General features: G+C 68.5%; 16 protein-coding genes. 10 read left to right on the top strand and 6 right to left on the bottom strand.

The features are described 5' to 3' along the window. Window positions 1-13: 13 nt before the first annotated feature. The 3 genes from ELQ90_RS01295 to yicI are packed head-to-tail and all read left to right on the top strand — an operon-like array spanning window position 14 to window position 4235. Window positions 14-970 carry a carbohydrate ABC transporter permease gene (locus tag ELQ90_RS01295; protein ID WP_128493456.1) on the top strand — a complete coding sequence of 319 codons (957 nt, stop codon included), beginning with the start codon at window positions 14-16 and terminating at the stop codon, window positions 968-970. Further along, a complete protein-coding gene (locus ELQ90_RS01300; RefSeq protein ID WP_128493457.1) occupies window positions 967-1890 on the top strand; it encodes a carbohydrate ABC transporter permease in 924 nt (307 codons plus the stop codon). The genes ELQ90_RS01295 and ELQ90_RS01300 overlap by 4 nt, the downstream gene beginning before the upstream one ends. Before the next feature lie 2 nt (window positions 1891-1892). Then, the gene (gene yicI, locus ELQ90_RS01305) at window positions 1893-4235 is read left to right on the top strand and encodes an alpha-xylosidase (protein ID WP_128493458.1); all 2343 of its coding nucleotides are present in this window, start codon (window positions 1893-1895) and stop codon (window positions 4233-4235) included. A gap of 63 nt (window positions 4236-4298) precedes the next feature. Here the strand turns inward: yicI and ELQ90_RS01310 are convergent, their stop codons facing one another. Next, window positions 4299-4595: a rhodanese-like domain-containing protein gene (locus ELQ90_RS01310; protein ID WP_128493459.1), complete on the bottom strand. Its 297-nt coding sequence runs from the start codon at window positions 4593-4595 to the stop codon at window positions 4299-4301. Between the two features lie 63 nt (window positions 4596-4658). On the opposite strand from ELQ90_RS01310, the gene ELQ90_RS01315 reads away from it, so the two are divergent. Further along, a complete protein-coding gene (locus tag ELQ90_RS01315; protein ID WP_128493460.1) occupies window positions 4659-5072 on the top strand; it encodes an NUDIX hydrolase in 414 nt (137 codons plus the stop codon). A 68-nt stretch (window positions 5073-5140) separates the two neighbouring features. Here ELQ90_RS01315 and ELQ90_RS01320 read toward each other — a convergent pair whose 3' ends face one another. Continuing rightward, window positions 5141-5674, bottom strand: a complete 534-nt coding sequence (locus ELQ90_RS01320; RefSeq protein WP_128493461.1) for a DNA helicase — start codon at window positions 5672-5674, stop codon at window positions 5141-5143. A 106-nt stretch (window positions 5675-5780) separates the two neighbouring features. Here ELQ90_RS01320 and ELQ90_RS01325 point away from each other — a divergent pair, with 106 nt between their 5' ends. From ELQ90_RS01325 to ELQ90_RS01335, 3 genes are all read left to right on the top strand, one after another. After that, window positions 5781-6320 carry a peptidylprolyl isomerase gene (locus ELQ90_RS01325; RefSeq protein ID WP_128493462.1) on the top strand — a complete coding sequence of 180 codons (540 nt, stop codon included), beginning with the start codon at window positions 5781-5783 and terminating at the stop codon, window positions 6318-6320. Window positions 6321-6330: 10 nt separating this feature from the next. Then, window positions 6331-7185 carry a rhomboid family intramembrane serine protease gene (locus ELQ90_RS01330; protein ID WP_128493463.1) on the top strand — a complete coding sequence of 285 codons (855 nt, stop codon included), beginning with the start codon at window positions 6331-6333 and terminating at the stop codon, window positions 7183-7185. A gap of 187 nt (window positions 7186-7372) precedes the next feature. Continuing rightward, window positions 7373-7723 (top strand): hypothetical protein, encoded by a 351-nt coding sequence (locus ELQ90_RS01335; protein ID WP_128493464.1) that lies wholly within the window; start codon window positions 7373-7375, stop codon window positions 7721-7723. A 2-nt stretch (window positions 7724-7725) separates the two neighbouring features. Here ELQ90_RS01335 and ELQ90_RS01340 read toward each other — a convergent pair whose 3' ends face one another. From ELQ90_RS01340 to ELQ90_RS01350, 3 genes are all read right to left on the bottom strand, one after another. Continuing rightward, entirely contained in the window at window positions 7726-8463 is a 738-nt protein-coding gene (locus tag ELQ90_RS01340) for a PIG-L family deacetylase (RefSeq protein ID WP_128493465.1), read from the bottom strand. After that, window positions 8460-9584, bottom strand: a complete 1125-nt coding sequence (locus ELQ90_RS01345; RefSeq protein ID WP_128493466.1) for a glycosyltransferase — start codon at window positions 9582-9584, stop codon at window positions 8460-8462. The genes ELQ90_RS01340 and ELQ90_RS01345 overlap by 4 nt, the downstream gene beginning before the upstream one ends. Before the next feature lie 110 nt (window positions 9585-9694). Beyond that, window positions 9695-9940 carry a cell division protein CrgA gene (locus ELQ90_RS01350; RefSeq protein WP_128493467.1) on the bottom strand — a complete coding sequence of 82 codons (246 nt, stop codon included), beginning with the start codon at window positions 9938-9940 and terminating at the stop codon, window positions 9695-9697. Between the two features lie 79 nt (window positions 9941-10019). Between ELQ90_RS01350 and ELQ90_RS01355 the strand changes: the two genes are divergently transcribed. The 3 genes from ELQ90_RS01355 to ELQ90_RS01360 are packed head-to-tail and all read left to right on the top strand — an operon-like array spanning window position 10020 to window position 11614. After that, window positions 10020-10787, top strand: coding sequence for a class E sortase (locus ELQ90_RS01355; RefSeq protein ID WP_128493468.1), 768 nt, complete (start codon window positions 10020-10022; stop codon window positions 10785-10787). Between the two features lie 6 nt (window positions 10788-10793). Beyond that, on the top strand, window positions 10794-10952 hold the full coding sequence (locus ELQ90_RS16495) for a hypothetical protein (RefSeq protein WP_166408760.1): 159 nt from the start codon (window positions 10794-10796) through the stop codon (window positions 10950-10952). Between the two features lie 26 nt (window positions 10953-10978). Continuing rightward, window positions 10979-11614 carry an anthranilate synthase component II gene (locus ELQ90_RS01360; protein WP_128493469.1) on the top strand — a complete coding sequence of 212 codons (636 nt, stop codon included), beginning with the start codon at window positions 10979-10981 and terminating at the stop codon, window positions 11612-11614. 40 nt (window positions 11615-11654) lie between these two features. On the opposite strand, the gene pknB is transcribed toward ELQ90_RS01360, so the two are convergent. Next, on the bottom strand, window positions 11655-13418 hold the full coding sequence (gene pknB, locus ELQ90_RS01365; protein ID WP_128493470.1) for a Stk1 family PASTA domain-containing Ser/Thr kinase: 1764 nt from the start codon (window positions 13416-13418) through the stop codon (window positions 11655-11657). Between the last annotated feature and the right edge of the window lie 5 nt (window positions 13419-13423).

A 13423-nucleotide genomic window follows, 5' to 3' on the forward strand; every position in this document is an offset into this window, starting at 1 on the left:
CGAAGGACACACCATGACCACCCTCACCCCGGCGCCCCCCAAGCGCCGCCCCGGCTCGGAGAGCCTGATCCCGGGAACGCGCAGCCGAACGTTCTGGGTGTACCTCATCCCCGGTCTCGCCCTCCTGACCCTCGTCATCATCGTTCCCCTCGTGTGGAACGTGTACTTGACGTTCACGTCGTACCGGGGGATCCGCCCGCCGGAGTGGATCGGACTCGAGAACTGGGAGAAGCTCGCCGGCGACGCGACGTTCTGGACCTCGTTCGCGAACTCGATCGCGATGATCCTCGCGATGGTGGTCGTCCCGACGCTCCTCGGCCTCGTGCTCGCGGCGGTGCTCTTCGACCTCGTCGGACGGAAGTTCGGCGGTAAGCTCGCGAGCTTCTTCCGCGCCACCTACTACCTCCCGCAGATCCTCCCGGCCGTCATCGCGGCGATCGTCATCGGCTGGATCCTCCGGCCGCAGGACGGTGCGCTCAACACGATCCTCGAATCGGTCGGGCTCGGTGGTCTCGCCCACAACTGGCTCGGCAGCCCGGACACGGCGCTCGTGAGCCTCATGGTCATCCTCGTGTGGGTGCAGATCGGCTACCCGGTCGTCATCTTCATGGCCGCTCTCCAGCGCGTCGACCCCGAGCTCTACGAAGCCGCCGAACTCGACGGCGCCAACTGGTTCCAGCGGTTCCAGGCCATCACCGTCTCGATCATCCGCCCCGAGATCTTCGTCGTCGTCCTCACGGGGACGATCGCGGCGCTCAAGGTCTTCGGTCCCGTCTACACGCTCACGCGCGGCGGACCCGGCGACTCCACGATCGTGCCGGCGTACTACGCCTACAGCGAGTTCTTCCAGTCACAGCAGGTGGGCTACGGCGCGACGATCGCGACCGCCCTCACCATCGTCATCGCGATCGTCTCGGTGGTCTTCATCATCGTCCAGCGTCGCCTCGAGAAGCAGGAGGAGGCGCGATGACGACATCGACCCTCGACACCACCGCGATCGTCACGGGGACGGAACCCGGCTCGCGCGCGGCGCGGAAGAAGCGGCCGGTATCGCGCCGTCCCGGAGCGAAGAAGACCGCGGGCGACTGGGTCGTCCTCGGTTTCGCGATCCTCATCGGGCTGCTCATCGCCGCCCCGATCCTGCTGATCCTGCTCAACTCGTTCAAGTCGCCGTCCGACTACGCCTCGAACGGTCCGCTCTCCGTGCCGCAGTCGCTCTACACCGACGGCATCGTCGCCTTCTGGGAGCGCGTGGACTTCCCGGTGAAGCTGTGGAACAGCATTTTCATCAGCGGGGTCGTCGCTCTCGGCGCCGTCGCGATCTCCGTCCTCAATGCCTTCGCGCTCGGCATCGGACGGGTCAAGGGACGCACGTGGATCGTCGTCCTCATCCTGCTCGCGAACATGCTGCCCCAGGAGGTTCTGCTCTACCCGCTCTACTTCATGTTCAAGGAGGTGGGCCTCTACGACAACACGTGGAGCGTCATCATCATCTTCATCGTGATCCAGAGCGCGTTCGGCACCTACCTGCTCGCGTCGGTCTACGGCACCTTCCCCAAGGAGGTGCTCGAGGCCGCGGCTCTCGACGGGGCCGGCAAGTGGCGCATCCTCACGAGCGTCGTGTTCCCGATCTCGCGCCCCACCCTCAGCGTTCTGCTGATCTTCTTCTTCATCTGGACCTGGAACGAGTTCCTCATCCCGCTCACGTTCCTCGTCTCGAACGCCAACCAGACGGTCCCGGTCGCCATCGCCTCGCTGCAGGGCGACCGTCTCATGGACGTGACCACCACGAGTGCGTCAGCGCTGCTCGGTCTCATCCCGACGCTGGTGTTCTTCCTCATCTTCCAACGCACCCTCACTCGGGGCATCACCGCAGGAGCAGTCAAGTAGTCATGAAGTTCACCGACGGATTCTGGCACGCCCGACCGGGCGTCGACGCCCTCTACGCGCAGGAGGCGTACGACATCGACGCCCGCGGCGACCACCTCGTGGTCACGGCACCGACGCGCGTGATCGAGCGACGCGGGGACACCCTCAACCGGCCCCTGCTCACGGTGTCGCTCTCGAGCCCGCTCGACGGTGTCGTGCGTGTTCGCGTCGAGCACCACATCGGCACCGAGGCCGACCCCGGCTTCGAGCTCGTCGGGGCCGAGGACGGTATCGCGACCGCGGTGCTCGACGGCGAGGACGGTGTGCTCACGGCCGGTTCGCTCACCGCGCGTGTGAAGAAGGGCGCCCCGTGGTCGCTCAGCTTCGAGGCCGACGGCAAGACCCTCACGTCGAGCGGGCACAAGTCGCTCGGCATGATGACGCTCGGTTCCGATGCGCCCGTGACGGCCGAGCCCGCTGGCATCACCGGTGTCACCACGACGGGTCTCGCCGAGGCGGAGCGCTACATCCACGCCCAGCTCTCGCTCGGCGTCGGAGAGCTCGTGTACGGGCTCGGCGAACGCTTCGGGCCGTTCATCAAGAACGGCCAGGTGGTCGACATCTGGAACGCCGACGGTGGCACCTCGAGCGAGCAGGCGTACAAGAACGTCCCGTTCTACCTCACGAATCGCGGCTACGGCGTGCTCGTGAACCACCGCGGACACGTCTCGTTCGAGGTGGGATCGGAGGCCGTCGAGCGCGTGCAGTTCTCGGCGGCCGGCGAGGCGCTCGAGTTCCTCGTGATCCACGGTCCGACGCCGGAGCGGATTCTCGAGCGGTACACGGCGCTCACGGGTCGGCCCGCGAAGGTGCCCGCCTGGTCGTACGGTCTCTGGCTCTCGACGAGCTTCACCACCGACTACGACGAGGACACCGTCAACCGGTTCGTCGACGGCATGGCCGAGCGCGACATCCCCTTGAGCGTGTTCCACTTCGACTGCTTCTGGATGCGCGAGTTCAACTGGACCGACTTCGAGTGGGACTCACGCACCTTCCCGGACCCGGAGGGCATGCTGTCGCGGCTCCACGACAAGAAGCTGCACATCAGCGCATGGATCAACCCCTACATCGCGCAGCGTTCGTCGCTCTTCGCCGAGGCCGCCGACGCCGGCTACCTCGTGAAGAACCGCGACGGCAGCGTCTGGCAGTGGGACATGTGGCAAGGCGGCATGGGGCTCGTCGACTTCACGAACCCCGACGCGAGCGCCTGGTTCCAGGACAAGATCCGCACGCTCGTCGGTCAGGGCGTCGACGCGATCAAGACCGACTTCGGCGAGCGGATCCCGACCGACGTCGTGTGGTTCAACGGTTCAGCGCCCGAGGGCATGCACAACTGGTACACGCAGCTCTACAACCGGGCGGTGTTCGATGCATTGACCGATGCGAAGGGTGAGGGCGAGGCCGTGCTGTTCGCGCGCTCGGCCACGACCGGCGGCCAGCAGATGCCCGTGCACTGGGGCGGCGACAATTCGTCGTCGTTCGAGTCGATGGCGGAGACGCTGCGCGGAGGGTTGTCGCTCGCGATGAGCGGCTTCGGCTACTGGAGCCATGACATCGGCGGATTCGAGGGCAAGCCGGATCCGGCCGTCTTCAAGCGCTGGGTCGTGTTCGGTCTGCTGTCGAGCCACACGCGCCTGCACGGTTCGACGAGCTACCGCGTGCCGTGGGCGTTCGACTCGGAGGACTCGTCATCCGACGAGGCCGGGCAGAGCGCCGTCGAGGTCACGCGGAAGTTCGTGAAGCTCAAGCTCTCGCTCATGCCGTATCTCACGGCCGTCGGCCTCGAGGCGCACGAGCGGGGCCTCCCGTTCATGCGCCCGATGCAACTCGCCTTCCCCGGTGACCCGGCGATCGACCATCTCGACCGTCAGTACATGATCGGTGACAGCCTCCTCGTCGCGCCTGTCTTCTCTGCGAGCGGAGAGGTCACGTACTACCTCCCCGCCGGCCGCTGGACGAACTGGTTCACGGGCCAGGAGGTCGTCGGCGGAATCTGGAGGACCGAGACCCACGCGTTCGACAGCGTTCCCCTCTGGGTGCGCGAGGGAAGCGTCATCGTGACCGGATCGGTCGACGACCGACCCGACTACGACGTGCTCGAGTCCCCGCTCGTCACGGTGTTCGCGGGCGACAGGGTGTCATCGGTCACCGCGACGTCGCCCGACGGGTCTTCTGCCGAGTTCACTGTGGAGCGCCGCGACGGGGGTGCCACGGTCTCGAGTTCGATCGACCGTCCGTTCCGCGTCCGCTTCGGCGTCACCGGTGCGATCGCGGAGGGCACGGGTTCCGTCACCGCCACCGCCTGACCCGAGCGGCGGTCGTGGCTGCGGGACCCGGCCACGCCCGCCGGGCCGCGGCCCCGGGGCCTGTCAACGCTCGAGCGGAAGTCCCGCTTCGCTCCAGGCACTCGTGCCGCCGAGCACGTTGACGACGTCGAGACCGCGGCTCTCGAGGAACGAGGCGGCGCGTTCGGATCGAACGCCGTGCTGGCAGATCACGTAGACGGGCTTGTCGGGGTCGAGCTCGCCGACGGCGTCCGGCACCGTCTGCAACGGGATGTTGACGGCACCGGGGACGCGGCCCGTCTCGAACTCGAACGGCTCACGCACATCGACGACGGTGACGTCGGTGAGATCGTGCAGCTCCTGGACGGTGATGTCGGCCATCGTGACCCCTTTCGCCCGCGCATCGGGCACCACGCTCCAGGCTAGGCGAAGTATCGTTTCGGCATGGACATTCGGGTCGCCGCGTACGGCGTGATCATCGAGGGCGCGCAGATCCTGCTCGCCCACTGGAACGAGCACGGGCGCAGCGGGTGGACGCTTCCCGGTGGCGGAATCGATCCCGGTGAGGACCCCGCGGCGGCGGCCGTCCGCGAGATCCGCGAGGAGACCGGCTTCGTCGCCGAGATCGACGGCATCCTCGGCGTGGACAGTTTCGTCATCCCCGCCGATCGTCGGCTCACCGCCGAGTCGAGCGGACCTCTGCACGCGATCCGCATCGTCTATCGCGCCCACGTCACGGGCGGCACGCTCACCTACGAGGAGAACGGTTCCACGGACTACGCGGAATGGATGGACCTCGAGCAGGTCCCCTCGCTCGACCGGGTATCGCTCGTCGACATCGCGCTCGGCTACCTCTAGTCCCGACACGACGACAGGCTCGGGCACACGAGGTGCCCGAGCCTGTCGGTCAGGAGTCGGCGATCCTGTTACGCGTTGGGGAGGATCGGCTCGTCGTCCGCGACCCAGAGCTCGTCATCGGCGCGGAACGTCTGCCAGGCCGCGTACGCCACGCCGGCAGCGGCGAGCACGCCGAGACCGATCGCGACGATCGTGCCGGCACCCGGCGCGCTCTTCGCGGGGGCCGGAGCGTACTTCTCGAGGTGCAGTCGCTTGACGGCCGCCTGGACCCGCTTGTCCTTCGCGACGTCTCCGACCGCGAGCGCCGAGCCGACGACCCCGCCGAGCACGGGCACGACGCGCGCGTCGACACCCTTCTTGACGACCTCGACGGCGCCCTTCGTGATGAGGGCTCCCTTGCCGACCACCGGAGCGACCCGAGCCGCGTATGCACCGGCGGCGGCGGGGACGACGGTCTCGCGCCCGAAGTTGCCGAGCTGACGGCTCGCCTCCTTGGCGACGGCGTTCGCGTGGTTCAGCAGGTCCTGCTGAGCACCCCACAGTTCGTTCGCCTCGTGCTTCAGTCGCTTGAGTTCCTTCTTGCGCTTACGTGACAGACCCACGGCCGACCTCCCAGAGGTTCTCGTTGAACACGGTCCACCCATCTTGCCACCTCGGGGCGCCAGCACACTAAGGGTTGCTCCAGCGTGCTATGGAACAATAAGGGTCATGTCATTGCACACTGCAGTCGCCACCATCCACACCAATTACGGCGACATCGCCGTCGCCCTCTACGGCGACCACGCTCCCCAGACCGTCGCCAACTTCGTGGGGCTCGCCACGGGCACCAAGGAGTGGAAGCACCCGGGAACGGGTGTCACCTCCACCGACCCGCTCTACAACGGCGTCCCCTTCCACCGCATCATCCCCGGTTTCATGATCCAGGGCGGCGACCCGCTCGGTAAGGGAATCGGCGGCCCCGGCTACCAGTTCGACGACGAGATCCACCCCGAACTGAACTTCACCGAGCCCTACATCCTCGCCATGGCGAACGCCGGCAAGATCGCGGGACGCGGCACGAACGGTTCGCAGTTCTTCATCACCGTCGGACCGACCACGTGGCTCCAGGGCAAGCACACCATCTTCGGCGCCGTCCTCGACGACGACAGCAAGAAGGTCGTCGACAAGCTCGCCGCGCTCCCGACGGACGCGAGCGACCGCCCCCTCGACGACGTCGTCATCGAGAGCATCACCGTCGAGCAGGTCTGACGACCCGTCGATGAGCAGCGTCCCATCCGGGTTCTCGAGCAACACCTGTTACCGACACCCCGACCGGCAGAGCTTCGTGCTGTGCCAGCGGTGCGGACGCACCATCTGCGGTGAGTGCCAGACGCCGGCAGCGGTCGGCGTGATCTGCCCGGAGTGCATGAAGGAGCAGCGGGCGAGTGCGCCTCGCACTCGCCCGCGCATCCTGTCCCGGTCGAGCGACCGTCCCGTCGTCACCCTCGGAATCATCGCGGTGACGGCGCTCGTCTTCGTCCTGCAGCTCGTGACGGGCGGGTGGGTCACGCGGGAGCTCTTGTTCGCCGGTGCCTACGTGATCCCCGACTACGCGGCGTTCAACGGCTTCCAGCCATGGCGGATGCTCACGACGGTGTTCGCGCACTCGACGGGCTTCATCTTCCACGTGGCCCTCAACATGTACACGTTGTGGATCTTCGGGCAGGCGCTCGAGTCGCTCCTCGGTCGTGGCCGGTTCCTCGCGCTCTACCTGATAGCGGGCTTCGGTGGTTCGCTCGGCGTCCTCGCTCTCTCCGATCCTCTGCAGCCGGTCGTGGGCGCGTCGGGAGCGATCTTCGGTCTCATGGGCGCCTTCATCGTCATCCAGCGACGCTTGGGCGGGAACATGACGGGGCTGCTGGTCCTCGTGGGGATCAACCTCGTCATCGGATTCATCCCGGGGATCAACGTCGCGTGGCAGGCGCACCTCGGCGGACTCGTCGTCGGTGCCCTCGCGGGACTCATCTTCGTCTCGACCCGCCAGATTCGACGGCAGGGGATGCAGATCGGTCTGCTCGTCGCGCTCTCCGCCGCCTTGCTGGTGGTGACGGCGCTCGTCGCCATCGCGCGCTGATCGCACCGCAGACGGATCGAAGGCCCCGGGGAGACCCCGGGGCCTTCGTCGTTCTGGAGACACGGAGCCGACATCCTGGGGGAGGAGGTTATCCACAACGTTGTGCACAGTGGGGATAATTACACGCGTGTAACTCTCGCCTCCGGCCCGGAATGCCGGGGCGGAGAGCCGGGAACGGAAGGCGCACATGACGGAACGCGATGACGACTCCGACGGCCTGATCGTCACCCCCGACGGTCGCTACATCGTCGTGCGCGGTCGGTTGTGGCGGAGGACCGATCCTCGCCTCGACCCGGAGCGTCGGGCCGAGCTCGTGTCCGAACTCATGTCGGCGCGACGGGCGAAGAAGGAGGCGCGCGCGGCGGGCGATCGAGACCGCGCGGAGGCCGCACGGCGGCGGGTCGACGCCGCGAAGGTGGCACTCGGGGAACGCGGCCCGGTGTGGTGGGACGACGGGGCGCCCGACGAGACGCGCCGTATGGCGGAGAACACACGCTACGCGGAGTGGTTCGCGAGCGTCGAGGACCCCGGGGACTGAGGTCAAGCGGAGCGGAGGCGCAGGCCGACGCTCGGCTCGATGGGTTGTCGCTGGCCCCCCGAGTGCACGAGGTGGTCACCGTCGACCGTGAGCTGACTCCGGTGATGCTGCAGCGCCGCCGTCATGACCGATCGGTGGTGCTCGAGGGCGAACCACTCCACTCCGGGTCCCGGCGCCGGCGTGAGCTCCGCGAAGGGCACGCCCGCGCGGCGAGCCGCACCGAGGGCGCTCTCGTGGGTCCGGATGTGGTCCGGGTGACCGTATCCGCCATCCGATGCGTAGCTGATCACGACATCGGCGGCGACGGCCGTGAGGAGGGCGGAGACGTCGTCGATCGCCTCGTCGAGGGGAGAGCGAGCGAAGGCGTCGGGGCCGGCGTCGTCGGCCGGGCCGGCGAGTCCCGGTCGTACCCACGTCATGCCGGAGTCGCGGTAACGGCGCGGCTCTCGGTTGCCGCCACGGGCGGGCGGCCGACCGAGCCAGTGGTGATCCTCGACACCGAGTGTCGTGAGAGCGCCGCGGAGTTCGGCCGCACGGGCCGCGGCGAGGGACGCCTCGTCGAGCGTGGGATCGAGGGTGCCGGCGACGATCTCGCCGCGTTCGCCGCGGGTCGCTGTCAGCAGGGTCACGGCGATACCACGAGCGAGGAGCTCGGCGAGGAGCCCACCCGACGCGATGGTCTCGTCGTCTGGGTGCGCGTGCACGACGAGCGCGCGGCCGACTCCCTCGAGCACGCTCACGGCGCGTCGTCCTCGGTCCGGTCACCGACGAGCGCCCGGTAGCACGCACTCAACGCCGCTGCCGACTCCGGCCAGGACAGCGCCTCGGCGCGAACGCGACCGGCGACGGCCAGCCGGCCGGCGAGATCCGGGTCGCGGAGCACGCGCGCGAGAGCGTCGCCCCAGTCGGACGGATCCCGGGAGTCGAGGACGATCCCGGTCTCGCCGTCCACGACCGCCTCCCGCAGTCCTCCGGACGCCGACGCGATCACCGGGACGCCGCTCGCCGACGCTTCGAGCGCGACGAGGCCGTAGGTCTCCGAGTGCGACGGGACGAGGACGAGCCGCGACTCCCGGAGGAGCGCGGCGAGGTCCGGTCGCGACTGCGGCCCGATGAAGTGGACCGTCTCCGCGATGCCCCGCTCGTCCGCGAGTGCACGGAGCTCGTCGACGTAGCCCTCGAAGTCGGTCGAGGCCTCGCCCGCGACGACGAGATCGGGCCGGATGTCGGCGGGCACGGCGGCGACGGCCTCGATGGCGAGATCGAGCCCCTTGAGGGGTTGCAGGCGAGCGGCCGCGACGACGTAACCGCTGCCACGACGACTGCCGGTCCAGGGGTGGAACAACTCCGCGTCGACGCCCGGCGGCACGACGATGATGCGGTCGGCGTCCCCGCCGAGGCGGTCGGCGACGGTGTGACCCTCGGCGACGCTGATCGCGACGATCGCGTCCGACTCCTGCGCGAGCCGTGCTTCACCTGCGAGTCGCCCGGGCGACTCCGGCCGCTCGCCCTCTGACAACGGGGTCGTGGGGTCGGCGGCGATGCTGTGGAAGCTCTGCACATGAGGGATGCCGCGTCGGCGCGCGACAGGGAGGGCTGCCATGCCCGAGAACCAATGGTGCGAGTGGAGGACGTCGTAGGGGCCGAGGTCGTCGAGCCGAGCGGAGAACTCGTCGATGACCGATTCGTGCTCACCCTTCGCGAGAGGGTGGGCGGGACCGGCGTCGAGGAAGCGGAGGACGAGTCCGTCGTCGAGGGTGCGATCGGAGGGGACGTCGGGCGACGAGCGCCGGGTGAGGATCTCGACGGAGTGGCCGAGCGCGGCGAGGGCTCGTGCCTGGTGGAGGACGACGACGTTCATGCCGCCGGCGTCACCGGTCCCGGGGTCGTCCGCCGGGGAGGTGTGGAGGCAGACGAGCGCGATGCGCAGAGCCGACGACGCGGTGGAGCCGGCCGCCGTTGTGCCGCTGGTCAGCGCCAGCGAGTGGTCATGAGGAAGCCGATGAAGGCGATCCCGAAGCCGATGAGGATGTTCCAGGAACCCGCCGTCGGGATGGGGAGGACACCGTTCGAGACGTAGAAGACGATGATCCAGAGCAGTCCGAGGAGCATGAAGCCGAACATGATCGGCTTGAACCAGACGGGGTTGGGTGCGTCACCGGAGGTACGCTGTGCCTCGCGGTCCGCGGAGGTCGAAGAGTTGTTCACGCGTGCCATGCCGACATTCTAGCCGGGCGTTCCACCGGTTGCCGAGCGGAGCGGTCGACCGGTCACCGGGGATCGGTAGACTGCGGCCATGGCCACCACGGGGGATCGGCGTTCCGCGCGTCGCGAGCGTGCGGCGAAGCGCCGCCGCATCACGGTGCTCGGCGTGTTCGGTGAACTGTCGATCACTGCCGGAGTGCTCATCTTCCTCTTCCTCTTCTGGCAGCTCTGGTTCAACGACCTCGTCGTCCGCGCCGAGCAGAACACGGCGGCGGAGGACTTCGCCCAGAGCCTCATCGAGGCCGCGGGCGAGGACCAGTCGCCCGCCCCGAGCGAGGAACCGGCGGACCCGGCCGCGCCGCCCGCGGGAACGACGGCCGGCGACGCCGAGGAGTTCGGCGTCCTCACGATTCCGCGTTTCGGCGACGACTACCACGCGAAGATCGCCGGCGGCGTCACTCGGCCGCGCACGCTCAACCCCATCGGCATCGGCCACTACCTCACCACCCAGGCCCCCGGAGAGGTGGGGAACTTCGCGGTCGCCGGTCACCGCACGACGTACGGCAAGCCGCTCAACCAGATCGCGAACCTCCGCGTCGGCGATGCGATCGTCGTGCAGACCGCCGAGGGCTGGTACACCTACCGCTTCCGCACCCTCGAGTACGTCACCCCCTCGGCCTCGGACGTGCTCAATCCCGTCCCCCAAGCCGACGGCGTCGAGGCCACGGATCGCCTCATCACTCTCACGAGTTGCAGCCCGATGTACTCGGCGGCCGAGCGCATCATCGCGTACGGCGTCTTCGAGTCGTTCACGCCCATCACCGATGCCCCGCCGGCGTCGCTCGAACTCGGAGGGTGACGGATAATGTATGGAGCACTCTGGCGGGCACTGCCCGGCCCCGTGTGGGTTCGACTCATCATCGTCCTCGTCCTCGTGGCGGCGGTGATCTACGCGCTCTTCACGTGGGTCTTCCCGCTGGTCCAGGAACTCGTCCCGGTCCCCGATGTGACCGTGGAGGAATAGCCGCACGACGAAGAAGGAGCACCGACATGACGCGAGTCCTCGTCGTCGACAACTACGACAGCTTCGTCTACACGCTGAACGGGTATCTCCGTCAGCTCGGCGCGGAGACCGAGGTCGTGCGGAACGACTCCTTCGCCGTGGAGGACGCGGCAGAGCGGATCGGCGAGTACGACGCCGTGCTCGTCTCGCCGGGACCTGGCAAGCCGTCGGAGGCCGGGGTCTCGATCCCCGTCGTGAACGCGGCCTTCTCGTCCCGTACTCCGCTCCTCGGAGTCTGCCTCGGACATCAGGCGATCGCCGAGGCGTTCGGCGCCACCGTGACGAACGCCGAAGAGCTCATGCACGGCAAGACCTCGCACGTGACGCACGACGACGACGCGTTCTACGACGGCGTACCCCAGCCCTTCACGGCGACGCGGTACCACTCGCTCGCCGTGGTCGACGGGACGGTCCCCGAGGACCTCAGGGTCACGAGCCGGACGACCGGCGGCGTGATCATGGGGCTCCGGCACGCCGACGCCCCGATCGTCGGGGTGCAGTTCCACCCGGAGAGCGTGCTCACCGAAGGCGGGTACCTCATGATCGGCAACTGGCTCGCGTCGGCTGGACTGCCCGCCGCGAAGGACGCCGCGAAGTCGCTCAGCCCGCTCGTCCGCCTCTGATCGAGGCGCGGCCGCTGAGATCGTCGAAGCGGGGAGGGTGTCAGCCCTCGGGGTTCTCTTCCTCGCCGCCGCCGTCACCGTCGCCACCACCGGTGCCGTCGTCGACGGCTCCCGTGCAGTAGGTGAGCTCGATCGTGGAGTTCTGGTCGACCTCACCGGGGGCGAGTGATTGGGACTGGACGATCTCGCCGGGCTCGGCCGGACACGTGGAGTCCGCGACGGGACTCACGGTGAGACCGATGTCCGGGTCCTCGAGCAACTGGCGTGCGATGCTCATCGTCTGACCCGTGACGTCCGTGATGGTGACCTTGCCGTTCGACAGCACGAGGTCGACGGTCGACCCGGTGTCGACATCGGTGTTCGAGGCCGGGGACGCGCCCATGACGATGCCCGCCCGAATGCTGGGGGAGTTCTGGTCGGTGATGGTGCCGAGCTCGAGTCCCGCCTCCTCGAGCGCCGCGGTCGCCGCGCCCTGGTCGAGACCCGACAGGTCGGGGACCGTCACCTGCTCCGCGCCCGTCGACACGTACACCCGGACGGTGCTCTCGGGGTCGACCGACGTCGTTGCGGGAGGATCCGTGCGGATCACCGATCCCTCCTCGACCTCGCTCGACGCCTCGTCGACGCGCGTGGGAACGAGATCGAGACCCGTGAGCGTCTCTTGAGCCGATTCCCACGTCGTGTCCGACAGCTCGGGGATGACGCGGCCGGTCGTGGGGATGTCGACGTCGTTGTTGAGGCTCAGCACCCACACGACGACCGCGACCACGACGACCGCGACCACGAGCACCCCGGCCCAGATCCACACGACGGGCGGGCGGCGCTGCGTACGCGTGACGGTGTCGTCGCTCGTGAGCTGGCGCAGAGCGTGTGCGGTCTGCTCGCCCGCCGTGGGGGCGACGCCGAAGAGGGCCGTTGCTTCGTCGTCGACGACGCGACGCCGCGGCAGGTGGCCGGCCGCGGCGAGCTCGAGCTCCTCCATGAACTCCGGAGCCGTCTGGTACCGGTCGAAGCGGCCCTTGCCGAGAGCGCGGAGCACGACCTCGTCGAGGGCCGGCGACACGTCCGGGTTGACCGAGGACGGCCGTACCGGGGTCTCGCTCACGTGCTGGTAGGCGACCGAGACGGCCGTCTCGCCGCGGAACGGGGTGCGGCCCGTGAGCATCTCGAAGAGCACGACACCCGTGGAGTAGAGGTCGGTGCGCGCGTCGACGGTCTCGCCTTTGGCCTGCTCGGGCGAGAAGTACGAGGCGGTGCCGAGGATGGCCGTCGTCTGGGCGACGGTCGAGGAGGAGTCGCTCACCGCTCGTGCGATGCCGAAATCCATGACCTTGACCTTGTCGTCCGGCGTGATCATGACGTTGCCCGGCTTGATGTCGCGGTGCACGACGCCGGCACGGTGCGAGTACTCGAGGGCCGTGAGGATGCCCTCGGTGATGTCCGTCGCCTGCTTCGAGCCGAGGGGGCCCTCCGCGATCATGTCCTTGAGGAGGCGGCCCTCGACGAACTCCATGACGATGAACGGTTCGGTGACGACCTCGCCGTCCGCACGGGTGACCATCTCCTCGCCGGCGTCGTAGACACGGACGATCGTGGGATGGGCCATGCGTGAGGCGGCCTGCGCCTCCTGGCGGAAGCGGGTGCGGAACGCCGGGTCGGAGGCGAGCTGTGGCTTGAGGACCTTGATGGCGACAGTGCGGCCGAGCTTCGTGTCCTCGCCCCGGTAGACGTTCGCCATGCCGCCGCGGCCGATGACGTCGCCGACGAGATAGCGCCCCGCGAAAAGGCGTCGTCCGTCAGTCACCACTC

It is taken from the genome of Labedella phragmitis, from assembly GCF_004078635.1.
In the GTDB taxonomy this organism is placed as follows: Bacteria; Actinomycetota; Actinomycetes; order Actinomycetales; family Microbacteriaceae; genus Labedella; species Labedella phragmitis.